This window comes from Devosia sp. P2_G7, assembly GCF_056403495.1.
The window spans coordinates 235471-260258 of record NZ_JBFUFI010000002.1 but is presented as its reverse complement, the minus strand read 5'-3'; the positions used below and the strand labels follow the sequence as shown (position 1 = coordinate 260258).

Below are 24788 nucleotides of genomic sequence, written 5' to 3'. Positions count from 1 at the left end.
GCCCCTCCTGACGCTGCCCCGCCTTCCCGTTCGGTGTGTACCCCAGTTGCGGCGGGCCTCTGGGGCCAGCAGGCAGAGGCGCGGTTGCGGACACTTCTCCCACCGCAACCGCGCTTCGCCTGACCAGCGCGCGCTTGACCGCCAAGGGCGGATCACCGCACTGTCCCGCCTCCCCTGCAGGAGGCCCTCATGCTCAAGATGTCGATGTTCGCGGCCGCCGTGATCGGGCTGCTTGCCACCCCTGTGGTTGCGCAGGACGAGGAAGCCGTGGACAACTTCGTGCTGCCCGCCTTCAACGGCATCGCCGTGTCGCAGGCGCCGGAAGCCGGGCTTGGCGTCTGCTTCGGTCCATTCGCCACCGACGCGATGGATTGCGCCGTCGCCCAATGCGTTCAGCAGAGCGGCCTGGGGCCAGAGGACTGCGCCCCCAACCTCTGGTGCTATCCGCACGGCTGGGTCGCCGATATCTTCATGCAGCACAATGAAGGCCCGCACTGGCACAAGTTCGTCTGCGACCAGCAGGATCAGGCGAGCCTGGAGGCGATCGTGAAGGCCGAGTGCGCCAAGGATTTTCTCATGAGCTGCGAAGTGGTCCGCATCTGGGACAATGAGGGCCAGCAGATCTTCGGCGAGGGCGCCGATCCGCAGCTGCCGGCGCCCCCTACCGCTATCGAATAGCTAGTGCCTGGTTTCCTTCTTGTGTTCGGGCAGACCCTTGCGCTTGGTCTCGGCGAACTCCTCTAGCTGCTTCTCGCTCATCGATTTGTACATCGACTTCGAGGCGCCCTTGAGTTCGCCCACCTTGGTGTCGCCGCGCTTGGCCGACAGGGCGGCGCCGGCCGCCTTCTGTTGCGCCTTGGATGTTGAGGGCATCGTTTCCTCCTACGGTTGGATGAGGAATCAACGATCCTTCGCAGGCTCCGTTCCTTAGTGGGGCGCCGGTACCGTCAGCTCACGTAGGTGTCCCTGCCCTTGCGCATCAGGCGCCGCGGTCCGGTACCTTCCTTGCTCAGATAGTCCTCGTGGTTCATCAGCGGGCAACTGATCGTGGACAGGCACCCGCAGCCAATGCAGCCGTTGAGCTCGTCGCGCATGCGCGTCATCAGCACGATTCTCCTATCGAGCTTTTCGTGCCAGACCTCTGACATGGCTCGCCAATCATCCGCCGTAGGGATGTGGCCCACCGGCACATGCTGCAGCGCCTCTGCCACTTCGCTGAGTGGAATGCCGAGCTCCGTGCCCATGCGGATGATGGCCAGCCGCCGCAGTACGTCGCGGTCGTAGCGCCGCTGGTTACCCGAGGTGCGGTGGCTGCGGATCAGCCCCTTCTTCTCGTAGAAATGCAGCGCCGACACCGCAAGGCCGCTGCGCTCGGCCACCTGGCCGACCGTTAGTTCACGCGACATTCTGCAGAATACCTCTTTACCTCAACTAAACTTGACGTTGTAAAGCCTCACCGACAATTTGAACAGCCCAGCAGGATTCGACATCATGACGACCACTCAAAACGGCTGGCGCGACCTGTTCGCGGATGGCCGGGCCCTCGCCGTGACCGTGTTTATCGGCGGCGTCGGCATGAACGCAATCGAAGTCTATATCGGCTCGACCCTGATGCCATCGGTGGTGGCCGAGATCGGCGGGCTCGACCTGTTCGCCTGGGTGACGACGGTGTTCATCGTCGCCTCGATCATCGCCTCGATCTTTGCCGCGGTGCGGCCGTTCGGGCTCGGCCCGAGGCAGAACTACCTGATCGCCACGGGCATGTTCGCCCTGGGCAGCCTGATCTGCGGACTGGCGCCATCCATGCCGGTGCTGCTGCTCGGCAGGGCGCTGCAGGGCTTTGGCGGCGGCCTGCTGGCGGCACTCACCTTCATGATGGTCCGGCTGGTGTTCCCGCAGCACCTGTGGGCCCGGGCCTTCGCGCTGGCTTCCGCCATCTGGGGCATCTCCACGCTGGTCGGCCCGTCCATTGGCGGGATCTTTGCCGAGCTCGGCATCTGGCGTTGGGCCTTCTTCATCCTAGTCCCCTTTGCGGGGCTGGTCGGCCTGCTGGCGGTCAAGGTGGTGCCGGCGAGGAGCAGCGAGGCGGGCATGAGCAGCCTGCCGGTTCGCCAGATCGGCCTCATGGTGGTCGCGGTGCTGCTACTGTCGACCGCTGGCGCGGTGTCCGGCGACGTGATGCTGGCCGCCGGCCTGACAGTGGTCGCGATCCTCGCGCTGATTGCGCTCGCGATGATCGAGCGGAGCGCCACGCAGAAGCTTCTGCCGACCGGGACCTTCCGCTTCGGCACGCTGCTCGCCTCGCTGTTCGGCGTCATGGTGCTGCTGCAGATGGCGATCACCAGCGACATTTTCATTCCGCTGTTCCTGCAGACGCTACACGGCATGGGCCCGCTCGCTGCCGGCTACATGGTGGCGCTGGTCGCGGTTGGCTGGAGCTCGAGCTCGATGCTCACCGCCGGCTGGACGGAAGGCCGGGCGCGCCTCGTGATCTCCGGCGGGCCATTGCTGGTGCTTGTCGCAGCGGTTGGCCTGGCGCTGTCCGTTGGTCACGCGAACCCGTCGGGAAGCCTCGCCTCTATCGTTCCGATCGGCCTGTCGCTGCTGGTCATGGGCGTCGGCATCGGCACCGCCTGGACCCAGCTCACGCCGCGCGTGATGCAGGCCGCGCCGGATGGCGAGCACGATGTCACCTCTGCGGCGCTGAGCACCATCCAGCTCTTCGCCTCGGGCCTTGGCGCAGCCTTGGGCGGCTTGATCGTCAACCTCGCCGGCCTCGCCGGCGCGAGCCCGACACCCGTCGCGGCGGCCAACTGGCTCTACGGCCTATTCATCATCGTCGCGATTGCGGCGGTGCCGATCGGCTTCAGTATCGCGAGGACGGAGGCGCGGATCGCGGCCGTGCCACAACCGGCGGAATAGCCGGACTGACGGAATTTGCTGCCGACTGGCGCCCGGCGCCTCCTCGGCGGCATCCATCCTGACCGGCGGAGCGATGCTGCCTGCTCCTCCGGTCGGACTCGCGGTGCCGGCGATCATCGCGCTGGGCGTGATCGACCGGCACCGCGAAAACCAATTGCTCCACCACCCGCGGAGCCTGCATGGCGGGTCACATCTTCTTGTAACTCAAAGCCTTTTGGAACCTGGCGGCGTCCATGACGTTCGATAGGGACTGGTCCCTGACGGGATCGCATCTCTTGGAGGCTCGAATGGAAGGACTTGGTTGGATTCTCAGCATCGTCATCGGTGCTTTGGCCGGTTGGATCGCCGAAAAGATCATGAAGACGAACCAGGGACTGCTGATGAACATCGTCCTCGGTATCGTGGGTGCAATCGTCGGTAACTTCATCCTGATGTTGATCTTCGGCGCCACCATGGGCGGCATCATTGGTCAGTTGATCGTCGCGGTAGTGGGCGCCTGCCTGCTCATCGCCATTGTCCGCGCGTTCCGCGGCCGGCGCACGGTCTAATATCTCCGCGAGGGGCGCCGATTGGCGCCCCTCGCGCTCAAACCGTCTTCAGCCAGCCGCCATCGACGAAATAGGTCGAGCCGGTCGAGTAGCTGGCCTTGTTCGAGCACAGGAAGACGAAAAAGTTCGCCATCTCCTCGGGGGTAGCGAAGCGCTTCATGCCCCCCGCTTCGTCCGCAACGCTCTGCAAATGGGCCTCGAACCCGTCTTCGCCCGCGAGCTGCTTGGCGGTTTTCACCCAGTCGGGGGTCCGCACCAGGCCGGGGTTCACGGTGTTCACCCGGATATTGTCGCCAACCACCTCGTTGGCGAGGGTCTTCGAAAACATCATCAGCGCCGCTTTGGTGGTGTTGTAGATCGGCTCGTACCACAGCGGCTGCACCGCGCAGATTGAAGCGTTATGGAGGATGGCGCCACCGCCCTGGGCCTTCATCTGGGGCACTAGCCCACGGCCGAGCCGCACCGCTGCCATGACGTGCAAATCCCAGTAGTACTGCCACTTGGCGTCGTCGGCTTCGGCGATGGTTTCGTTCGAGCCCGTTCCGGCATTGTTGACGAGGATATCGGCGCCGCCGAGCTGCGCGGCAGCGGTCACCACCTTGGCGCAGCCCTCGGCCGTCGCCACGTCGGCGGCCACGCCGTGTGCCTCGACGCGGTACTTCATCCCGATCCGTGAAGCCTCCGCGTGTAGCCGCTCCGACCCACGCGCCGTGATCAGCACGTTGGCGCCCTCGGCGGCGAAGCCTTCCGCTACGGCGAGGCCTATGCCGACGCTACCGCCGGTGATGACGGCAAGCCTGCCCGTCAGCCCCAAATCCATGTCAGGCGTCTTCCATCAATATCTGCAGCTTCACATCCGTCGGCCGCCCCTCGACCGCGCGGTCGAACGCCTTGATCGAGTCCTCGAAGCTGAACGTCTCGGAGATCAGCGGCTTCAGGTCCACGCGGCCCGAGGCCATCAGCGCAATGGCGCGGTCGTATTGGTGGGCGTAGCGGAACACCGAGGCGATGGTGATTTCCTTCACCGACAGCGAGGCGATGTCGAAGTTCACTGGATCGACCGGCAGGCCGACCACCACGATAGTGCCACCCGGGCGGACCACGTCGACAATGCCCTGCCAGGCGCGCGGGCTGCCGGAGCACTCGAACACCACGTCAGCGCCCCAGTTCTCGGTGAGGCGGTTCACCTCGGCGAGGAGGTTCTGGTCCCTGACGTTGACCGGGATGATGCCCTGGTACTGGGCGGCGATATCGAGCTTGGGCTGTGCCAGGTCGGTGATGATCACCCGCGAGCAGCCGCCGGCCAGCGCCGCCAGCGCCACCATGGTGCCGATGGGGCCGGCGCCCATGACGATCGCCGTGTCGCCGGGAGTGATCTTGGCTTTGGTCGCCGCCTGCATGCCCACCGCAAACGGCTCGACCATCGCGCCTTCGGCAAAGCTCACATTATCCGGCAGCTTGAAGGTGTAGTTGGCCGGATGCACCACGTAAGGCGTCAGCACACCGTGGATCGGCGGCGTGGCCCAGAAGGTCACGGCCGGATCGATGTTGTACATGCCCAGGCGCGAGGCCTTGCTGTTAGGATCCGGAACGCCCGGCTCCATGCAGACGCGATCACCGACCTTGAGGTTGGTGACCCGTTCGCCGACCTCGACGATGGTTCCCGCTGCCTCGTGCCCGAGCACCATCGGTGCGTTGACTACGAACGGCCCGATCCTGCCGTGGGTGTAGTAGTGCACATCGGAGCCGCAGACGCCCACAGTATGGAGCTTGATCTTCACCTGCCCGGGGCCGACGTCGGTCGGAAGATCGATGTCACGGAGTTTCAGTTCGTGCTGCTTCTCGAGCACGAGCGCGCGCATTTTAGTCATTGGACCTGAGAGACTTCCTCGCCGACTTTGTAGTGATGCGTCGGACCTGTGGCGCCTTCGACCGGCGGCTTCATCGCCCCGGTCATGATCGCCACGGCATCCGACATCGAAAATTCCTTGGGGTTGATGATCGCGATGCGCTTGCCGAGCCGGTGAATATGGATCCGGTCGGCCACCTCGAACACATGCGGCATGTTGTGCGAGATAAGCACGATCGGCAAGCCGCGGCGTTTGACATCGAGCATCAATTCCAGCACCCGCCGGCTCTCCTTGACGCCCAGCGCCGCCGTGGGCTCGTCCATAATCACCACGCGCGAGCCGAACGCCGCGGCGCGCGCCACCGCGACGCCCTGGCGTTGACCGCCGGACAGCGTTTCGACCGACTGGTGGATGTTCTGAATGGTGAGCAGACCCAGTTCGCTCAGCTTGTCGCGCGCGATCTTGGCCATGCCAGACCGATCAAGCCGCCGGAACCACTGCCCGCTCCAGCCAGGCTTCCGCAACTCGCGCCCGAGGAACATGTTGTCGGCGATCGACAAAGCCGGCGAAAGCGCGAGGTTCTGGTACACCGTCTCGATGCCGGCATTGCGCGCGTCCATCGGCGACTTGAAATGCACCGGCTGGCCATCGAGCAGGATCTCGCCGCTGTCGGGGATCACGGCACCGCAGAGCGCCTTGATCAGCGTCGACTTGCCCGCGCCGTTGTCGCCGATCACCGCGAGGATCTCGTTGCGGCGGAGGTTGAAGTCCGCGTTGTCGAGCGCCACGACGCGGCCATAGCGCTTGTTGAGGCCCCTGCCCTCGAGAACAATGTCCCCAGCGTTGCCGGACGGCACGCCACCCATACTGATCGTGTCGCTCATGCCGAAATCTTCCTGATCCACTGGTCGATGGTAACGGCGACGATGATCAGCACGCCGACCGCGAAGTCCTGCCATAGGAGGGCAAGGCCTGAGAGGGCCAGCCCGTTGCGGAACACGCCCACGATCAATGCACCGAACAGGGTGCCCACGATCGAGCCGCGCCCGCCGAAAAGACTCGTGCCGCCGATCACCACGGCGGTGATCGAGTCAAGGTTGGCCGTCTGCCCGGCCTGTGGACTGACACCGCCGATGCGGCCGATCAGGACCCACGCTGCGATGGAGCAGATGAGTCCAGCGAGCGCATAGACCGCCAGCAGCACACGGTTGGTATTGATACCCGACAGCCGCGCCGCATCAGGGTCGTCGCCGGTCGCATAGACATGCCGGCCAAAGGCGGTGCGCCCCAGAATGTAGCTGAGAATGATCGCCACGACGATCATCAGGATCGAGCCATAGGTCACCACCCAGCCGCGCAGCCAGGGCAGGTCGAGGCCGAAGAACAGCCCGATATCGTAGAGCTTGAACAGCTTACCGAGCCACAGGAGGAACGGCGCAGCCGCCTCCATGTCCTGCGACCGGATGGTCTCGCTGTTGGAATAGAAGGTGTTGAGCGCGCCGAAAATGCTCCACGTGCCCAGCGTCACGATGAACGGCGGCAGCCGTAGCATGGTGACCAACAGGCCATTGAGGTAGCCGCAGGCGAGGCCAGCGAGCAGGCCCAGCGGGAAGGCGAGCCAGACCGGCACACCGAACACCACGGCCGTACGGCCCATGACCACCGAACAGAGGATCATGATAAGACCGACGCTCAGGTCGATGCCGGCGGTGAGGATCACCAGCGTCTGGGCCATGCCCAGGATGGCGACGATGGTCACCTGCTGCAGCACCACCGAGAGGTTCAGGGGCGACAGGAATTTGCCGGGAGCCGCGATGGCGAAGATCACGCTGCTGACCACGAGCACGATCAGCGGAATCATCGTGGGGTACTCGTGCAATATCCCCTGGATGGTCCGGATGATCCCCTTGCGGTCTTCCTCGAAGCTCGCAACCTCCGTTGCGGCGCCCTTCAAGCCAGTTTCAGCCGTTGCCGAGCCGGTGGCGTCGTCACTCATCGTGTCCCCTCTCCCCTAGGACATGTCTACCAGAAGTCGGCCCCCGCGTGGAACGCGGGAGCCGGATGGTGTCAGGCTAGACGATCAGCCCCAGCAGAGCTCGGCACCCTTGGTGGTGTCGATAGACTCCACCCCGGCGACCGGCTTGTCGGTGACAAGCGTTGCACCCGTGTCGAGGAAGCCCATCGCCGGATCGATTGGCGGAATGGTGCCGCTAACGATCGCGTCGAGAGCCATCGAGGCCATCTTCAACGGGTACTGCTGGCTGGTGGCACCGATCACGCCCGACTTGACGTTGGCGACGCCTGGGCAGCCGCCGTCGACCGAGACGATCAGCACCGAGCCATCATCCTTGCCAACTGCCTTAAGCGCTTCGTAGGCGCCCGCCGCTGCCGGTTCGTTGATGGTGTAGACCACGTTGACGTTCGGGCACTTCTGCAGCGCGTTCTCCATCGCCGTGCGGCCCTTTTCCTGGTCGCCCTGGCTGATTTCGTGCGTGCAGATGCGCGCGTCGTCCTCGTCGCCGTACTTGTTGGGATCCTTCACGTCGATGCCGAAGCCGGCCATGAAGCCCTGGTCGCGCAGGTAGTCGACGGTCGGCTGGTTGGTCGCGAGGTCGAGCGCGACGATGACTGCGTCCTTGGCCTTATCGCCCAGCGTGCCCGCGGCCCACTGCCCGATCAGCATACCGGCCTTGCGGTTGTCGGTGGCGAAGGTCGCATCGGCCGCGTCCATCGGATCGAGCGGGGTATCGAGCACGATCACCTTGAGACCGGCATCACGCGCCTTCTGGATCGTCGGCACGATGGCCTTCGAATCCGAGGGGACGATGGCGAAGCCCTTGGAGCCTGCCGAGATCTGGTTCTCGATGCAGGCAACCTGCCCATCATTGTCGCCGTCGAACTTGCCGGCGCAGGCGATAAGCTTCACCCCGAGTTCCTTGGCTTTCGCCTCGGCGCCTTCGCGCATCTTCACGAAGAACGGGTTGGTTTCGGTCTTGGTAATGAGACCGACCGTGACGTCCTGGGCCACCGCCGCGCCCGTCATCAGGCCGCCGGCAATGACAGCGCTGGCAAGCGCCATCTTCAGATAACTAAGTCCCATGTAATCCTCCCAAGGGTTGATCCGGTCCACCGGCGTTCGCCGCTCCTCTGAACCGGTCGATCGAGGACACGGCACCGCCTTGCGCGGTCTCGCCCTGCTCGATCTGGTGCGATATTCAGCGCAACCTTTGCGGGCTGTCAATAAATTAATCCAGTTGATTTATTAATTGACACACGAGACCGGACGGATAATCCTTTCGTTCGGGAGGGGGTGCGAACCCCATGTAATCGATTGCAGTTTCGTCTCCGACGTGGCTTCACTGCGCACGTAGGAGAACGGACGAATTGTCAACAAATGCAGTCGAAGAGAGGTCGGGAGCAGTGGTTAGCGGGCCCAGCACCAGAGAGGCCGGATTGAAGCCGGGAGCTGCCAGCCGCGGCACCAACCAGACCGGCGTGCGCCTCTACAACGAGCGACTGGTGCTGTCCCTGATCCGCCGGCACGGCGACCTGCCCAAGGCCGACATCGCCCGGATGACCGGCCTGTCGCCGCAGACGATCTCGATCATCACCAACGCGCTGGAGGCCGACGGGCTGCTGCTGCGGGGCAAGCCGTTGCGCGGCAAGGTGGGCCAGCCGCTGGTGCCCTATTCGCTCAACCCCGAGGGGGCACTGAGCTTCGGGCTGAAGATCGGGCGGCGCAGCGTCGATCTCTATCTCATCAATTTCACCGGTGAGATCCTGAAGCTCCTGCACAAGACCTACCCCTACCCCACGCCCGACGGCATCCGTGAGTTCGCCCGTGCCGGCATCGACGAACTGCTCGAAGGTATGCCGGCGCCACTGGTGGCGCGCATCGCCGGGCTCGGCATCGCGGCGCCCTACGAGATGTGGACCTGGCACGAGGAGATCGGTGCGCCCAAGGCCGAGATCGACGCCTGGCGGCAGGTCGATGTGCGCAAGATGATGGCTGCGATCTGCCCCTGGCCGGTGTATTTCGCCAACGACATCACCGCCGCATGCGCCGCCGAGCTGATGTTCGGTTCGGGCGCCGACCACATCGACTATCTCTACGTTTTCATCGGTTCGTTCATCGGCGGCGGGCTGGTGCTCAATGGTCACCTGTTCCCTGGCCGCACGCAGAACGCCGCGGCGCTCGGCTCGATGCCGGCGCGCGATCCTGGACATGTCGTGCCCGCTGGCCGCAGCCCACAGCTGATGAATGTCGCCTCTATCTACGTGCTGGAGCGCGAACTGCTGGCCAGCGGACGCAACCCGGAGATTCTCTGGCAATCGCCCGATGACTGGGGCGACGACCTGGGCGACGTGCTCGAGCGATGGATCGACGAGGTGGCCGAAAGCCTCGCCTACTCGATCGTTGCGGCCATCGCGGTGATCGACGTCGAGACCGTGCTGATCGATGGCGCCTTCCCCAGCCATGTGCGCAGCCGCATCATCGAGCGCACCGACGCGGCGATCGCCCGGCTCAACCGGCAGGGGCTATCGCAATTCAAGCTGCTGCCGGGCAGCATCGGCAATGCCGCTCGCGCCATGGGCGGCGCTTCGCTGCCATTGCTGGCCAACTTCACGCAGGACCGCGAAGTCCTCTTCAAGGATAATGCTTAGTTTCCAGGCGTAGCGGGGAAGCGCGCCACGCAGTAACGACTTCCAAAGCTTCCGGTGTCAGTGTCTGGGCACCACGACTACGGCCACCATGTCAGACACAGAACGTGCCAAGCCAGGACGATCCTTCCCACTAGTCGTGATGACTTCAGTGCTGATCGTCTTTGCCGTTACCGTGGCGCTGCTCGGTGCCTTCGTGCTCTGGACCGCCGGCGAAGTCGACGCAGACGCGCTTAACCGGCAAAGCATGCGGGTGGCGCATTCGGTCCGCGACCAGCTCGAGACCGTCCCCTACGACCAGCAGAGCGTGACCATCTGGGACGACACGATCGAGGCGGTCGAACGGCACGACTACGCCTGGCTCGACAACAATATCGGCGGCTGGACCTACGAGTATTTCGGCCACGACGAGAGCTACATCCTGCTCCAGGACGACGAACCCGCCTACGCCTCGGTCGACGGCAAACGACGCGAGCCCAGCGCCTTCGCGTCACGGGCCGAACAAGTGCTCCCCTTTGTCACCGAGGTTCGCGATCTGGCGCGTGCCGGCTATGCCGACAAGCCACCATCGGTGAGCGATTTCGCCCTCATCGACGGCAAGCCGGCGATTGTCAGCGTCACCCCGATCGTCTCCGATACCGGCAACATCCAGCTCGCGCCCGGAACCGAGCCCATCCTTGCCAGCATCGCCATGCTCGATCTCGACTACGAGATGCGGCTCATCGAAAAGTACCTGGTGGAAGTCGGCAGGTTTACCTCGACCCCGGGCAGCTCCGCATTCGACGCGTTTCCGGTGACCAACCGGGCCGGCCGGATCGTCACCTTCTACGAGTGGGAGCCGTACCGGCCGGGCGAAACGCTGCTGCAGCGTACTGCCCCAGCGCTCGCTGCCGGCTTCCTGGTCATCAGCGTCGTCGTGGCGCTGCTGCTGCTCGGGCTCTGGCGCTCCTCCAGCGCCCTCGAGACCAAGAGCGCTGAGGCCGAGCGCCGCGCCACCGAGGATTCGCTGACGGGGCTGCCCAACCGCCTAAGCTTCGACCGCCAGTTCGAGGGTCGGCTCGCGGCCGCCAAGCTGCGCGATCCGCCGCTGGCGCTGCTGATGCTCGATCTCGACCGCTTCAAGCAGGTCAACGACACCCTCGGCCACCATGCCGGCGACGACCTGATACGGGCTGTCGGAGACCGGCTGCGCGATGTCGTCGGTCCGACGGACGTGCTGGCGCGGCTGGGGGGCGACGAGTTCGCCATCCTCCATTCCTGTCACGGCGGCACCAACGAAGTCTCCGGTCTCGCCCATCGCATCGTCGAGAGCATCGCCAAGCCATTCCGCATCCAGGGTAGCGACGCCTTCGTCGGTGTCTCGATCGGCATCGTCGTCGCCAGCGGCAACCAACGTGACAGCCGCGACCTCAGCCGCAAGGCCGATATCGCGCTCTACGAAGCCAAGTCGGCCGGCCGCAATCGCGCCGCGGTCTACGAGGAGACGATGGATGAGCAGGTGCAGAACCGGCACATCATCGAGGCAGAGCTGCGCGAAGCGTTGCGCAGTCCCGGCCAGCTCTGGGTCGCTTTCCAGCCGCTCTGCGACAGCAACGAGGCGATCGTCGGTGCCGAGGCGCTGCTGCGCTGGACCAACCCGAAACTCGGAGTAATCGCGCCATCGCGCTTCATTGCCATCGCCGAGAGCACCGGCCTGATCGAGCAACTGGGCGAGTTCGTGCTGCGTCGTGCCGCCGAATTCGGCGCCCGCTGGCCCGGCCGCACCATTGCCGTCAACATCTCGCCGGCGCAGTTGCGCAACCCGACCTTCGTCGGTCGCGTCTTCAGCTTGCTCGCCGACACCGGCATGCGGCCCGCCGACCTGGAATTCGAGATCACCGAAGGCATCCTGCTCGACGACGAGTTGACCGCCGCGAACACCATTCAGAGCTTCCGCGAGGCCGGCATCCGGATCGCCCTCGACGATTTCGGTACCGGCTATTCCTCGCTCAACTACCTCAAGCGCTATCCGGTTGATCGCATCAAGATCGACCGCTCATTCGTCGCGCAGTTGTCGACGGCCAATGCATCCAACGCCATCGTCCAGGCCATGGTAACATTGGCCCACGCCCTCGGCATCGAGGTCACCGCCGAGGGGGTGGAGACCGACGAGCAGTTCCGCGTCCTAGTAGCGATGGGCTGCAACACCTTCCAGGGTTTCCTGTTCTCGACCCCGCTCGCGGTTGGCGACATCGACGCCCGCTTTGCCGGACCGCTCGCCGCCTGAGCCTAGCCGGCCGCCTCGAGCACCGCCGCCAGCCGTACCTCGCGCTGCCTCACGCCATTCGCCCCGTCTCCCCCAGCGGCCCACAGCGCTGCCAGGCGACCGTTTTCGAACAGCGCATAAAGACAAGGGGCGACATAGCTGTTGCGGGAGATGGCCGGCGTATTCTGGAGGAACGCCGCCACCTGTTTGGTCACTGCCGCCATCTGCCGCTTCCGCGCCGTGACCGACTCTGCGGGCTCGAGTTTTGCCAGTGCTTCGCCCGCCAGCGCGCTTGCATGCAGCGTCCGGAAGTCCTTCGCGGTCACGGCCACGCCGGCGATCTCGCGCAGGTAGCGGTTGAGGTCCTCGGTGCGGATGGCGCGGGCCTTGCCATCATCGTCGCGATACATCAGCAGACGGCGGCCGGGGATGGACTTCACCGCGAGTATTGCCGCGGCCAGCCTCGGATCGGTGAAACCGTAGGTGGCCTTCTTGCCGCTCTTTGCCGGAAAGCCGACATGAACCTCGTCGCCATGCACGGTGACATCGCGGCTATAGAGCGTACCGGCGCCGCGCGTCCCGTGAGCGTCGAGATAGCGCTCGCGCCCAACCCGCATGGCCGTCCGGTCGATGAGGGCCACGCCGATGGCAAGGGCCAACTCCTTGCTGCCGGCCTCTGCCTGCAGCCCCTCTCGGACACGCCGCCTGAGCCGCGGCAGAGCTGCGGTCAACAGCGTCAGTTGCTGCTGCTTGTGCCGGGCACGACGCGCCTCCCAATCGGGGTGGTAGATGTACTGGAGGCGCCCGGCGGCGTCGGTGCCGAACGCCTGGATGTGAGCCCGCGGGTTGGCGGCGATGCGCACGTCGGTCCAGGCTGGAGGGATGCCAAGCCCGCGCGCCCGCTCTCTGATCTCCGGGTCGCGGATCAACTCGCCTTCAGCGTCGGTAAACCCGAAAGTGCGTCCGTGTTTTCGGCGGCGGATAGTCAGATCATCGCGTCCGACGCGCTTCAGTCGCGTCACTCGCCCTACACGCCCGTAGTGGTGTTGGGCGGCGGCGCCATCAGGAAAAACACCAGGTAGATCAGCCCGAAGGCGAGGACGATGCCGATGAAAGACCAGATCAGCACGCGGAAGTTCATCAGCCGCCGGCTGCCCTGGCGAACTTCCGTCGTAGACTTTTGAGCATCAAACGTTCGCATGGCGCTACTCGCTTGCAGATGAATGTGAAAATCAACGTTCCCACCGACCCGCGGTTCCGTCCCCACTTGACCGTGACGACCTGAACGCAGACTTTGGGACATGCTGATCACGGCCGCGTCATGACCATTTCCCCCGAGCTTCTCACCCGCATGATCAAGGCGGGCGCCGGCGAGGTTCCGGCCGACGTGGTGATCAAGAACGTCCGCCTGCTGGACGTGATCTCCGGATCGATCACCCACACCGATATCGCCATCGTCGCCGATCGCATCGTCGGTACCTACGGCTACTACAACGGCGCCCGGCTGATCGAAGGCGACAACCGTTTCGCCGTCCCCGGCTTCATTGATACGCACCTGCACATCGAGTCCTCGCTGGTGACGCCGTTCGAGTTCGACCGCTGCGTCCTGCCCCACGGCGTCACCACGGTGATCTGCGATCCTCATGAGATCGCCAACGTGCTTGGCGCGGACGGCATCCGGTACTTTCTCGAGTGCGCTGAGCGCACCGTGATGGACATCCGGGTCAACCTCAGTTCCTGCGTGCCGGCGACGCCCTTCGAAACCTCGGGAGCTCGGCTCGAAATCGCCGACCTCGAGAAGTTCCGGCATCACCGGCAGGTCATCGGCCTCGCCGAAGTCATGAACTACCCCGGAGTGCTGTCAGGCGATCCCGGCATCATCGCGAAACTGGTCGCCTTCCAGGGCGGGCACATCGACGGCCACGCGCCGCTGGTCACCGATCTGGCGCTGAATGGCTATCTGGCCGCCGGCATCCGCACCGACCACGAGTCGACCACCGCCGTGGAGGCGCGCGAGAAGCTGAGCAAGGGCATGGCCATCCTGATCCGCGAGGGCTCGGTGTCCAAGGATCTCGAGGCCCTGGCCGAGATTCTCGATGCCAATACCTCGGCTTACGTGGCTCTGTGCACGGATGACCGCAACCCGCTCGACACGCTGGAGGAGGGCCATCTCGACAGCTCGATCCGGCGCCTCATTGGCCGTGGCAGGCCGCTGCACCATGTGTACCGGGCCGCCTCCCACTCGGCCGCGCGCATTTTTGGGCTGAAGGACCGCGGCCTCGTTGCCCCCGGCTACCGCGCCGACATCGCCCTGCTCGATGACCTCGAAGGCTGTCGAGTCGCCGAGGTGATCTCCGGCGGCCGCCTGGTCCGCCCGGAGTTGTTCGAGGCGCGACAGCCGGTGCCACCGGTTGGGCTCGCCTCGATGAAGGCGCAACGGGTCGGCCCATCGACGTTCATCGTGCCGCCAAACCCGCGCCAGAACGAAACGCCGGTGATCGCTGTACGACCGGGGCTGATCCTCACCTATCGCGAAAGCGCTACCCTCGAAGTCTCGGACAAGGGCACCCTGCCCGACATCGAGAACGACGTGATCAAGATCGCGGTCATCGAGCGGCACGGCATCAACGGCAACGTGGCGCTGAGCTTCACCAAGGGGTTCGGGTTGAAGCGCGGCGCCATTGCGTCGTCGGTCGGCCACGACAGCCACAACATCACGGTGGTCGGCGCCGACGACGAGGACATGGCCCTGGCGGTGAACCGCCTAATCGAACTGGGTGGCGGCTTCGCCGTGGCCGATGGCGGCCGGGTGACCGCTGAGCTGGCGCTGCCGATCGCCGGGTTGATGAGCCTCCTCAGCTTCGAGACCGTCGCCGACAAACTCCACCACCTGCGCCAGGCGGCATTCGCGCTCGGTTGCACCCTGCCCGAGCCGTTCCTGCAGGTGGCGTTCCTCGCCTTGCCGGTGATCCCGCATCTGAAGATGACCGACCGGGGGCTGTTCGACGTGGACAAGTTCGACTTCGTCAAATGAGCTTTGCGAGCCGCTTCGTCGCCGACCTCTACAAGCTGCCCAAGCGCAAATGCGGCATCGTCCGCACCCGCAATATCCGCGTGCCCATGTATGACGGCATCGCGCTGGCGACCGAGCACTTCGCACCCAAACTGCCGGGCAAGCACCCGACCATCCTGATGCGCGAGCCCTATGGTCTGTCGGGCTTCGCCACCATCGGCGAGGTCTATGCCGAGCGGGGCTTTCATGTGGTGCTGCAAGCCTGCCGCGGCACCGACAAGTCGGAGGGTGAGTTCGACCCGTTCGGGCATGAACGCGACGATGGGCTCGCGACCATCGACTGGATCAAGGCGCAGCCCTGGTTCGATGGCCGCCTCGGCACGTCCGGCCCGAGCTACCTCGGCTATGCCCAGTGGGCGATCTGCGATGCGCTCCCCAAGCAGTCCGCGATGGCCATCAAGGTGACCAGCGCCGAGTTCCGCTCCATCGTCTTTCCCGGCGGCGGCCTCGCCGTGGGCCTGTGGCTCAGCTGGATCCAGACCGTCGAAGGCTTGCGCGGCAACCCGCTGCGGACCGCTCAGCGCATGTTCACCGGCGGCATCGAGCGCGCCACCCTCCGCGCGACCATGAAGTTGCCACTGCGCGATGCCGACAAGCGCGTTACCGGGCGCGAAGTGCCGTTCTGGCGCCGCTGGATGGACGAGGCGATCGGCAACGACGCGTTCTGGCAGCCACTTGACCATACCCATCGCATCGGTAGCCGCACCCCGCCGGTGAGCTTCACCTCGGGCTGGTACGATTTCATGCTCGACCAGTTGCTGCGCGACTACGCAACGCTGGTCGATGCCGGCCACACGCCGCAGTTGACCATCGGCCCATGGTTCCACGTCAGCTCGGACCTGCAGATGGAGAGCGTCAAGCAGACGCTCGAGTGGATGAACGCCAAGCTCCTCGGCGACGCCAGTGGGTTGCGCTCCAAGCCTGTGCGGCTCTACGTCTCCGGGCTCGACGAGTGGCGTGATTTCGACAGCTATCCGCCGGTGCAGCCGGACAACCAGATCTGGCATATCCACCCCGACAAGGTGCTATCGCAACGCCCGGTCCGCGCCTCGCCGCCCGATACCTATACCTATGACCCCGCCCATCCGACGCCTGCCGTCGGCGGAGCCATGTTTGCCTTCAACGGCGCCGGCCCGGTCGACAACGCGCCGCTGGAGAAGCGCGACGACGTGCTGGTCTATACCTCGGAGCCGCTGTTCAACCCGATCACCATCCTCGGCCAGGTCCGCGTTGCGCTGCATGCGCGTTCGACGCTGACCAATACCGATTTCTTCGTGCGGCTCTGCGATGTGGACGAGAAAGGCATCTCGACCAACATCTGCGACGGGATCATCCGCAAGACCTCGGCCGATCCGGCGGTGACGGACGACATCTGGAAGCTCAACTTCCGCATGCACGCCACGGCGCACCGCTTCAATCGAAACCACAGGCTGCGCGTCATCGTCGCCAGCGGCGCCCACCCGCGCTACGCTCGCAACACCGGGACCGATGAACCGCTGGGCGAGGCATCGCACCTCGCAACGGCGGATATCGAGATCTTCCACGATCCGGCGCGCCCAAGCGCCATCCACCTGCCGGTCGTGGAACTCGATCGGGCTTAGTTGTAGAAGCCTGCCTCGCGACAGTCCCGGATCGAGATCGTATCGAGGTTGATTTTGGCGAGCGCCGCGTCCATGCCGTCGGCATGCTCCGCCCAGTAGCTCGAGGGATCAGCCACGATCACCCCAGCTGGCGGCTCTTCCGGCGTATTGGACGCCAACGAGTCCGCCTGCCGGAACCGCAGCGCGTCGCACTGGCGATCCACCCGGGCAGCATCCGTCGGCGAAAGCTCGATGCCCTTGATGGCGCTCTGCGCCATGGCGGGAGTGGCCAGCCCGGCAAGCACGGCGATCAGCAGAATCTGCTTCATCTTCATTCTCCTGCACGAACCATAACCGCGCCGCTGGCGAAGTTCATTGCCAACATATGAAAAAGGCGCGGTGTCTGCACCGCGCCTTGTGTGTCAGTCTTAGTTGGCCGTCACTTCACGAGGCCGGCATCCTTGCAGGACTCGTAGGTCAGCAGGGCCAGATCGATGCTCTTCGTGGTCGTGGCATCGATACCGGCATCGGTTTCACCCGAGGTAGCGTCGGTGCTCGTCTCGGCACTAGCGGCGGTGTCGGTGCTGGTAGCACCGCTATCCGCCTGCGCCTTGGCAGCCAGCGTGTCGCACGCCGCCTGAACCTTGGGTAAATCCTCTGCCGACACAGTAACGCCGCCCACCACCGTCTGCGCAATCGCAGCGCCGGAGAACAACATCGCACCAGTCAGGGCCATGGCGGAAATAAAGGAACGAGTCATTGAAAGTCTCCTACCGTTCTTTTCTTTTGAGGCCCAGGGAGTGGCCTGCCCCGAGAACGGCAGAGGTTGGGCATGGTTGCCCATTGCAAACATTTGTGACCAGGGAACCTACACGCTCGCCAATTTGATCTTTTCGCGCGCCGCGTGGAGAATTGGCTCTGTATAGCCCGATGGCTGCGATGCGCCTTCGAGCGCCAACGCCAGCGCCGCCTGGTAGGCGATCGACGTATCGAAGTGCCCGGCCATTGGCAGATACAGCGGATCACTGGCGTTCTGCCCGTCGACCACCGCCGCCATTTTCTCGAACGAGCCCTTGACCTCGGCCTCGCTAACCAGCCCGTGCTTCAGCCAGTTTGCGACCGCCTGCGAAGAGATGCGGCAGGTGGCGCGGTCTTCCATCAGCCCCACATTGTTGATGTCGGGCACCTTGGAGCAACCGACGCCCTGATCGACCCAGCGCACGACGTAGCCGAGAATGCCCTGGGCATTGTTGTCGAGCTCGCGGATGATCTCGGCCTTCGTCAGCGTCGAGGCATCGAGCACCGGCATCGAGAACAACTCGCCTAACCCCGGCGTCGCCTGGTTGTGGCGGCGCTTCTGCGCCTCGAACACGTTGATCTGGTGGTAGTGGAGCGCATGCAGCGTCGCCGCCGTCGGCGATGGCACCCAGGCGGTATTGGCGCCAGCATTGGGATGCGCCGCCTTGCTCGCCAGCATCGCCGCCATATCGTCCGGCCGAGCCCACATGCCCTTGCCGATCTGCGCCTTGCCGGAGAACCCGGCAGCGAGCCCGATCAAGACGTTCCGGTCCTCGTAGGACTGGATCCACTTTTCGGCCTTCACGTCGTCCTTGCGCAACACCGGACCGGCCAGCATCGAGGTGTGGATCTCGTCGCCGGTGCGATCGAGGAAACCGGTGTTGATGAAGAACACCCGGCGCCGCGCCGCGTAGATAGCAGCCTTGAGGTTGGCAGAGGTGCGTCGCTCCTCGTCCATGATGCCGATCTTGATTGCTTCGGGCTTGAGGCCGAGCATTTCCTCGACCGCGCCGAAGATATCGCAGGCAAACTGGACCTCGTCCGGCCCGTGCATCTTCGGCTTCACCACATAGATCGCACCTGTGGTGGAGTTGACCTTGTCGGAGAGCGCGCAGAGCGCCGTCACCGCGGCATCCATCAATCCTTCGCCGATCGGCTGGCCGGCCGGATCGAGCACTGCCTTGGTGGTCATCAGGTGGCCGACATTGCGGACGAGCAGCAGCGCCCTGCCTTTGAGGGTCAGCGGCTGGCCGTTTATGTCCTTGTACTGCCGGTCGGCGTTTAGCTTGCGGGTGAGCGGCTTGCCGCCCTTCTCGAATGTCTCGCTCAGCGTGCCGTTCATTAGCCCGAGCCAATTGCGATAGACGCCAACCTTGTCCTCGGCATCCACCGCCGCAACCGAGTCCTCGCAGTCCTGGATGGTGGTTAGGGCGGACTCGAGGATCACATCCGCGAGGTGCGCGGGATGATCCTTGCCCACCGGCGTAGAGGCATCGACCACCAGCTCGACGTGCAGTCCATTGTGCTTGAGCAGAAGCTGCCAATGTCCGATCGCGTCGGAGTAGCCAACGAGCTGGCTCGGGTCCGCTAGCCCCACTGTGCCGTCCAGCGTCTCGACTACCAGCGTCCCCTCGTCAGAGACGGCGTAGCCCGTCGCCTCGCGATGGCTACCCAGCGAGAGCGGAAAGGACTGGTCGAGGAACTCGGCAACGAACGCGAACACGGCCGCACCACGGGCCGGGTTGTAGCCCTTGCCCGGTGCCTGGTCACCCTCTCGCGAGATCGCGTCGGTGCCGTATAGCGCATCGTAAAGGCTGCCCCAGCGGGCGTTGGCGGCGTTCAGCGCGTAGCGCGCGTTCGACACCGGCACCACCAGTTGCGGGCCGCAGATCGAGGAGATTTCCGGATCCAGCCCTGTCGTCTCGATGGTGAAATCCGCAGGCTCGGCAACGAGGTAACCGATCTCCTTGAGAAACGACTGGTACTTCGCGGGGTCGGCGCTCACCGGGCCGTTGGCTTTGTGCCAATCGTCGACCTGAGTCTGGATCCGGTCGCGGATCGCCAGCAGCTCGCGGTTCCTCGGCGCAAAATCCCGCACCAGCCCGGCAAGCCCGCTCCAGAACTGCTCGGCACTTACCGCGGTCCCCGGAATGGCTTCCTTCTCGATGAAATCGACGAGCAGTCGATCAACCTTGAGGCTGGATTTCTCGATGTAGTTGCTCATGGTTCCGTCTGCTCCAAGTCCACCACCGGCGTCATTCCCGCGAAGGCGGGAACCCAGTGGGATATATCCAACAGCTGTGGCGGTGGCGACCCCGCACTAGGTTCCCGCCTTCGCGGGAATGAGCCGGTTGGGCCGTCAGGCCGCAAGCGCCGACTTCATCGGCTTGCCCATCACGTAGGTCTCGACCACCGCGCGGTCGTCGCCGCAGGTCTGCAGCAGGAACAGCTCCTGCTCCAGCGACTTGCAGGTCTCCATCCGCAGCGCCATCTGCGGCGTCGCGCCCGAGTTCAGCACCACGATGTCGGCCTCCTTGCCCGCCTCGAGCGTGCCGATGCGCCCGTCGAGGCTCATCGCCCGGGCGTTGCCTAGCGTCATGTGGAAGAACGAGCGGAACGGCGTCAGCCGCTGGCCGCGTAGCTGCATCACCTTGTAGCCCTCGTCCATGGTGCGCAGCATCGAGTACGAACTGCCGCCACCCACATCGGTCGCGGTGGCGATCCGCACCCCGCGCTCATGCTGCCGTTCGTAGTCGAACAGGCCCGAGCCGATGAACAGGTTCGAGGTCGGGCAGAACACCGCCACCGACCGCGTCTCCGAAATCACCTCGGTCTCGCGGTGACTGAGGTGGATGCAGTGCCCGAGCAGCGTCTTGGGTCCGAGCAGGTGGAACTTCTCGTAAATCCCGACATAGTCCCCGTAGTTCGGGAACAACTCGTTGGCATAGGCGATCTCGGCGAGGTTCTCGCTGACGTGGGTCTGGATGTGGAGGTCCGGAAACTCCCGCGCCAGCGCCTCGGCCATCGCCATCTGCTCGTGGGTCGAGGTGATGGCGAAGCGCGGCGTGATCGCGTAATGCGCCCTGCCCCGCCCGTGCCACTTGGCAATGCCGGCCTTGGTGTCGTCGTAGCCCGACTGCGGCGTATCCAGCAGCCCGGGCGGCGCGTTGCGGTCCATCATCACCTTGCCGCCAACCATCAGCATGTCGCGCTTCTCGGCTTCGCCGAAGAACGCATCAACCGATTGCGGGTGCACCGAGCAATAGGCCGCCGCCGTGGTAGTCCCGTGCCGGATCAGCTCATCGAAAAAGCGCGAGGCGATGCGCGTCGCATGAGCCTCGTCGCCGAACCGCTGCTCCTCGACGAAGGTGTAGGTGTTGAGCCACTCGAGCAGCGCCGCCGCATAGGCACCGATCACCTGCATCTGCGGGAAATGGATATGCGGGTCGATGAACCCCGGCATGATCAGGTGCGGTCGGTGGTCGATGATCTCGGCCGCATCGTGATGTGACGCAGCGCGCTCGTTCCACTCGCCCACCATGACGATCTTGCCGTCGCCGATCACCACGGCGCCGTCCTCGATGTAGCGATACGAGGCGTGGTCGTCCCGCCTCCGCGGCTCCTCGACGAAGGTCAGCACGCGCCCGCGAAGAATGGTGATCTTCACTGCGAGCCCTCGCGGAACCAGGCGACGATCAGCGCGCGCTCCTCGTCCGTCATGTCGGTGACGTTGCCGGGCGGCATGGCGTGCGAATAGCCGGCCTGCATCGCCACCTGCTCGGCGTGGTTGGCGACGGCAATGTCGTTGTCGAGGATCACGTTCTTGGGTGCCTCGGCGATGCCCTCCCACGCCGGCTCGGCGGTATGGCACATCGTGCAGCGGGTCTGCACCACATCGGAAGCAGCGCGGAAATGCGGCGACTGCATCAGCAGCGTCGCCTGGGGCGAAGCAACCGTTTCCGCCCCGGTCGGCAGCTTCGGGCCGCTCGATAGCCAGGCGCAGAGGATGAAGATCACGATCACCAGCGGCCAGGTCCAGGTCGGGTTGCCCTTACGCGCATGGCGAGTGTTGAAGAAGTGCCGGATCAGCACGCCCTCGAGGAAGATCAGCGAGGCGATCAGCCAGTTCCACTGCGTGGCGAAGGCCAGCGGGTAGTGGCTCGAGAGCATGAAGAAGATCACCGGTAGGGTGAGGTAGTTGTTGTGCAGGCTCCGCTGCTTGGCGATCTTGCCGTACTTGGCATCCGGCACCCGCCCCGCCTTCAGGTCCGCCACCACGATCTTCTGGTTGGGGATGATGATCATCGCGACGTTCGCCGCCATGATCGTCGCGGTGAACGCACCCATGTGCAGCATCGCGGCCCGGCCGGTGAACACCTGCGTGTATGCCCAGCTCATCGCCGTGAGGATGGCGAACAGCACCACCATCAGCCCACCGGTCGAGTTGCCGATCCGCGACTTGCAGAGCAAGTCGTAGGCGTACCAGCCGAAAACGATCGAACCGAGCGAGATGAGGATCGCCTGCCAGTTCGCGATGTCGAGCACGTGCCGGTCGATGAGGAACAGGTCGGCGCCGAAATAGTAGACGACGACCAGCAGCATGAACCCGGAAATCCAGGTGAAGTAGCTCTCCCACTTGAACCAGGTCAGGTGCTCGGGGAGGAAATCCGGCGCCACCAGATATTTCTGGATGTGGTAGAAGCCGCCCCCGTGGACCTGCCACTCCTCGCCATGCGCCAGCGGCGGCAGGCTCGGCGTCTTCCGCAATCCCAGGTCCAGCGCGATGAAATAGAAGCTCGAGCCGATCCAGGCGATGGCCGTTATCACGTGCGTCCAGCGCACGGCGAAGCTCAACCACTCCCAGAAGATTGCGTAGTCGGTCATCGGTTCCCTGGTCCCTGCCAACCCCACCGAGGTCTTTCCCGCCAAGGCGGGAACCCAGTGGGATCGTCCTAAATGCACTGGTGCGGAGGCTAGTCCGCACTACGTTCTCGCCTTCGCGGAATGACGCTGGTGATGGACACCACCCGTGAAAAGAGGCGGACTCGCGCCCGCCTCCTCTCAGTTCATAGCGAAATCAGGCAGCGCTTTCGACGCCCTTGACGAACCAGTCCATCACCGCGAGGTCGGCGTCGGAGATCACTTCGCCTTCCTTCACCTTCAGGTTGCCGTCCTGGTCGTAGATCGGGCCGGTGAAGATGTTGAACGTGCCGTCCTTGTAGCCGGCCTGGATCTTGTCCGCCTCGGCGACGACGTCCGCCGGGACCGCCTTGTTGTAGGGCGAGATCACCACGGTGCCTTCCTTGAAGCCATCCCAGGTGTCGGTCGAAGTCCAGGTGCCGTCGACGATCGCCTGGGCGCGCTCGATGTAGTACGGGCCCCAGATGTCCTCGATGGCGGTGAGGTGGGCATTCGGCGCGAAGCTCGACATGTCGGCGCCCTGGCCGAAGCCATGGAGGCCCTTCTGCTCGAGGATCTGCAACGCGGCCGGGCTGTCGGTATGGGTGGTGACGATATCGCAGCCGAGGTTGATCAGCGTCTCGGTGGCCGCGGCCTCCTTCGGCGGGTCGAACCAGCTGTCGATCATCACCAGCTTGACCTTGGCGTCGGGGTTCTTCCGCTGCGCCGAGAGCGCGAACGAGTTCACGCCCAGCACCACTTCGGGCACCTTGTACGAGCCGAGATAGCCGAGCGTCCCGGACTTGCCCATCATCCCCGAGATCGTGCCGAGCACGGCGCGGCCTTCGTGGAACTTGGAGTTGTAGGTCGAGACGTTGTCGGCGCGCTTGAAGCCCGTGGCGTGCTCGAACTTCACGTCCGGGAATTCCTTGGCGACTTCGATGGTCTGATCCATGTAGCCGTAGGAGGTGGTGAAGATCAGCTTGCAACCCTGCTGGGCCAGGTCGCGGATCACCGGGATGGCCGAGGCGTCTTCAGCGACGTTCTCGACATAGATCGTCTCGACCTTGTCGCCGAGCGCGGCGTTCACCGCTTCGCGGCCCTTGTTGTGGGCCCAGGTCCAGCCGTAGTCGCCGATCGGGCCGAGGAAGATGAAGCCGATCTTGATCTTTTCCTGCGCGAAGGCAGTACCGCCGACCAGCGGCAGGGCCGCGGCGGCCGCACCTGCGGCAGCGATGAAGTGGCGGCGATTGAGATTTGCCATGGACGTCTCCTGTTACGTTATTGGCGTTTCTACGTTGCGGGAAGAAAGGGCTTGCCGAGGCAAGCAGGCGCGTTGAGGCCGACCCGATCCCGCATGGAGATCAGCGTCAGGACCACAACGGTCATGAGGTAGGGCATCGCTGCCCAGAACTGCGACGGCAGGATCGAGAACCCCGCCGCCTTTGCGTAGAGCTCGAGCGCCATCAGGATGCCGAAGAAGTACGCCCCGGCAAGCAGGCGCCCAGCGCGCCAGCCGGCGAACACCACCAGCGCCAGCGCGATCCAGCCACGGCCCGCGGTCATCCGCTCGGCCCACATCGGGGTGATCACCATGGAGAAGTACGCCCCGCCGATGCCTGCCATGGCCCCGCCGAAGGCGACCGCTGCGTAGCGCACGCCGACCACTGAGTAGCCGATCGAGTGCGCCGAAAGGTCGTTCTCGCCGACGGCGCGCAGGATCAGGCCCGAGCGGGTGGATTTGAGGAACCAGCCGACCGCGAACACCATGATCAGCGCGAAATAGACGATCGGCGAGTAGCCGAAGAAGACCTTGAGCAGCGGATCACGCGCCAGCTCGGGCGGGAAGATCGAGCCGAACTGCGGGATGATCCGGCCGACGAAGCTGAGGCCGATCAGCGACGAGAGACCCGTGCCGAAAATGGTCAGCGCCAGCCCGGTCGCCACCTGGTTGGAATTCAGCGTCAGGACGAAGAAGCCGAACAGTGACGCGGCGAGCGCTCCCGCAACTCCGGCGCCGAGCACTCCGAGCCACGGGTTGCCGGTCAAGACCGTCGCCGCGAACCCGGCGATTGCGCCGACCAGCATCATGCCTTCGACGCCGAGGTTGAGGACGCCAGATTTCTCCACCACCAGTTCACCGAGCCCCGCAAGCAGGATCGGTGTCGAGATACCGACGATGGTGATGATGGCTGCGATGATGAAATCCAT

Annotated in this window: 23 protein-coding genes; 7 read left to right on the top strand and 16 right to left on the bottom strand. The window is 64.6% G+C overall.

The window, feature by feature from the left end; genetic code table 11:
• The first annotated feature begins 189 nt into the window (after positions 1 to 189).
• A complete protein-coding gene (locus AC1DWU_RS04425; protein WP_477148756.1) occupies positions 190 to 678 on the top strand; it encodes a hypothetical protein in 489 nt (162 codons plus the stop codon).
• On the opposite strand, the gene AC1DWU_RS04420 is transcribed toward AC1DWU_RS04425, so the two are convergent.
• A complete protein-coding gene (locus AC1DWU_RS04420; protein WP_477148755.1) occupies positions 679 to 873 on the bottom strand; it encodes a DUF3008 family protein in 195 nt (64 codons plus the stop codon).
• Positions 874 to 947: 74 nt separating this feature from the next.
• Positions 948 to 1406 carry a redox-sensitive transcriptional activator SoxR gene (gene soxR, locus AC1DWU_RS04415; RefSeq protein ID WP_477148754.1) on the bottom strand — a complete coding sequence of 153 codons (459 nt, stop codon included), beginning with the start codon at positions 1404 to 1406 and terminating at the stop codon, positions 948 to 950.
• A gap of 85 nt (positions 1407 to 1491) precedes the next feature.
• Between soxR and AC1DWU_RS04410 the strand changes: the two genes are divergently transcribed.
• Both AC1DWU_RS04410 and AC1DWU_RS04405 read left to right on the top strand, forming a co-directional pair.
• Positions 1492 to 2922: an MFS transporter gene (locus AC1DWU_RS04410; protein WP_477148753.1), complete on the top strand. Its 1431-nt coding sequence runs from the start codon at positions 1492 to 1494 to the stop codon at positions 2920 to 2922.
• Positions 2923 to 3209: 287 nt separating this feature from the next.
• Entirely contained in the window at positions 3210 to 3470 is a 261-nt protein-coding gene (locus AC1DWU_RS04405; RefSeq protein ID WP_477148752.1) for a GlsB/YeaQ/YmgE family stress response membrane protein, read from the top strand.
• 37 nt (positions 3471 to 3507) lie between these two features.
• Here AC1DWU_RS04405 and AC1DWU_RS04400 read toward each other — a convergent pair whose 3' ends face one another.
• The 5 genes from AC1DWU_RS04400 to AC1DWU_RS04380 form a co-directional block, all read right to left on the bottom strand.
• Positions 3508 to 4290 carry an SDR family NAD(P)-dependent oxidoreductase gene (locus AC1DWU_RS04400; RefSeq protein WP_477148751.1) on the bottom strand — a complete coding sequence of 261 codons (783 nt, stop codon included), beginning with the start codon at positions 4288 to 4290 and terminating at the stop codon, positions 3508 to 3510.
• Position 4291: 1 nt separating this feature from the next.
• Entirely contained in the window at positions 4292 to 5341 is a 1050-nt protein-coding gene (locus AC1DWU_RS04395; protein ID WP_477148750.1) for an NAD(P)-dependent alcohol dehydrogenase, read from the bottom strand.
• Entirely contained in the window at positions 5338 to 6204 is an 867-nt protein-coding gene (locus tag AC1DWU_RS04390; protein WP_477148749.1) for an ATP-binding cassette domain-containing protein, read from the bottom strand. The genes AC1DWU_RS04395 and AC1DWU_RS04390 overlap by 4 nt, the downstream gene beginning before the upstream one ends.
• Entirely contained in the window at positions 6201 to 7316 is a 1116-nt protein-coding gene (locus AC1DWU_RS04385; RefSeq protein WP_477148748.1) for an ABC transporter permease, read from the bottom strand. The genes AC1DWU_RS04390 and AC1DWU_RS04385 overlap by 4 nt, the downstream gene beginning before the upstream one ends.
• Positions 7317 to 7400: 84 nt before the next feature.
• Positions 7401 to 8405, bottom strand: a complete 1005-nt coding sequence (locus AC1DWU_RS04380) for a substrate-binding domain-containing protein (RefSeq protein WP_477149057.1) — start codon at positions 8403 to 8405, stop codon at positions 7401 to 7403.
• Between the two features lie 368 nt (positions 8406 to 8773).
• On the opposite strand from AC1DWU_RS04380, the gene AC1DWU_RS04375 reads away from it, so the two are divergent.
• Positions 8774 to 9985, top strand: coding sequence for an ROK family protein (locus AC1DWU_RS04375; RefSeq protein ID WP_477148747.1), 1212 nt, complete (start codon positions 8774 to 8776; stop codon positions 9983 to 9985).
• Positions 9986 to 10124: 139 nt separating this feature from the next.
• Positions 10125 to 12248: a bifunctional diguanylate cyclase/phosphodiesterase gene (locus AC1DWU_RS04370; RefSeq protein ID WP_477148746.1), complete on the top strand. Its 2124-nt coding sequence runs from the start codon at positions 10125 to 10127 to the stop codon at positions 12246 to 12248.
• 2 nt (positions 12249 to 12250) lie between these two features.
• Here the strand turns inward: AC1DWU_RS04370 and AC1DWU_RS04365 are convergent, their stop codons facing one another.
• Together AC1DWU_RS04365 and AC1DWU_RS04360 are read right to left on the bottom strand one after the other, a co-directional pair.
• Positions 12251 to 13249, bottom strand: a complete 999-nt coding sequence (locus AC1DWU_RS04365; protein ID WP_477148745.1) for a DNA topoisomerase IB — start codon at positions 13247 to 13249, stop codon at positions 12251 to 12253.
• 5 nt (positions 13250 to 13254) lie between these two features.
• Positions 13255 to 13428, bottom strand: coding sequence for a hypothetical protein (locus tag AC1DWU_RS04360; protein WP_477148744.1), 174 nt, complete (start codon positions 13426 to 13428; stop codon positions 13255 to 13257).
• Positions 13429 to 13548: 120 nt separating this feature from the next.
• On the opposite strand from AC1DWU_RS04360, the gene ade reads away from it, so the two are divergent.
• Positions 13549 to 15261 (top strand): adenine deaminase, encoded by a 1713-nt coding sequence (gene ade / locus AC1DWU_RS04355; RefSeq protein WP_477148743.1) that lies wholly within the window; start codon positions 13549 to 13551, stop codon positions 15259 to 15261.
• Positions 15258 to 16901, top strand: coding sequence for a CocE/NonD family hydrolase (locus AC1DWU_RS04350; RefSeq protein ID WP_477148742.1), 1644 nt, complete (start codon positions 15258 to 15260; stop codon positions 16899 to 16901). The genes ade and AC1DWU_RS04350 overlap by 4 nt, the downstream gene beginning before the upstream one ends.
• Here the strand turns inward: AC1DWU_RS04350 and AC1DWU_RS04345 are convergent.
• The 7 genes from AC1DWU_RS04345 to AC1DWU_RS04315 all read right to left on the bottom strand — a co-directional run bounded on the left by AC1DWU_RS04345 (position 16898) and on the right by AC1DWU_RS04315 (position 24788).
• Positions 16898 to 17209, bottom strand: a complete 312-nt coding sequence (locus AC1DWU_RS04345; RefSeq protein ID WP_477148741.1) for a hypothetical protein — start codon at positions 17207 to 17209, stop codon at positions 16898 to 16900. The two genes, AC1DWU_RS04350 and AC1DWU_RS04345, sit on opposite strands and share 4 nt — an antisense overlap.
• Before the next feature lie 110 nt (positions 17210 to 17319).
• A complete protein-coding gene (locus AC1DWU_RS04340) occupies positions 17320 to 17640 on the bottom strand; it encodes a hypothetical protein (RefSeq protein ID WP_477148740.1) in 321 nt (106 codons plus the stop codon).
• Positions 17641 to 17748: 108 nt separating this feature from the next.
• Positions 17749 to 19902 (bottom strand): malate synthase G, encoded by a 2154-nt coding sequence (locus AC1DWU_RS04335; protein WP_477148739.1) that lies wholly within the window; start codon positions 19900 to 19902, stop codon positions 17749 to 17751.
• Positions 19903 to 20037: 135 nt separating this feature from the next.
• Complete coding sequence (gene guaD / locus AC1DWU_RS04330) at positions 20038 to 21345, bottom strand: guanine deaminase (RefSeq protein ID WP_477148738.1); 1308 nt, start codon at positions 21343 to 21345, stop codon at positions 20038 to 20040.
• Positions 21342 to 22562 carry a urate hydroxylase PuuD gene (locus tag AC1DWU_RS04325; RefSeq protein ID WP_477148737.1) on the bottom strand — a complete coding sequence of 407 codons (1221 nt, stop codon included), beginning with the start codon at positions 22560 to 22562 and terminating at the stop codon, positions 21342 to 21344. Before AC1DWU_RS04325 ends, guaD begins: the two co-directional genes overlap by 4 nt.
• A gap of 193 nt (positions 22563 to 22755) precedes the next feature.
• The gene (locus AC1DWU_RS04320; RefSeq protein ID WP_477148736.1) at positions 22756 to 23841 is read right to left on the bottom strand and encodes a BMP family ABC transporter substrate-binding protein; all 1086 of its coding nucleotides are present in this window, start codon (positions 23839 to 23841) and stop codon (positions 22756 to 22758) included.
• A gap of 29 nt (positions 23842 to 23870) precedes the next feature.
• Positions 23871 to 24788 carry an ABC transporter permease gene (locus AC1DWU_RS04315; protein ID WP_477149056.1) on the bottom strand — a complete coding sequence of 306 codons (918 nt, stop codon included), beginning with the start codon at positions 24786 to 24788 and terminating at the stop codon, positions 23871 to 23873.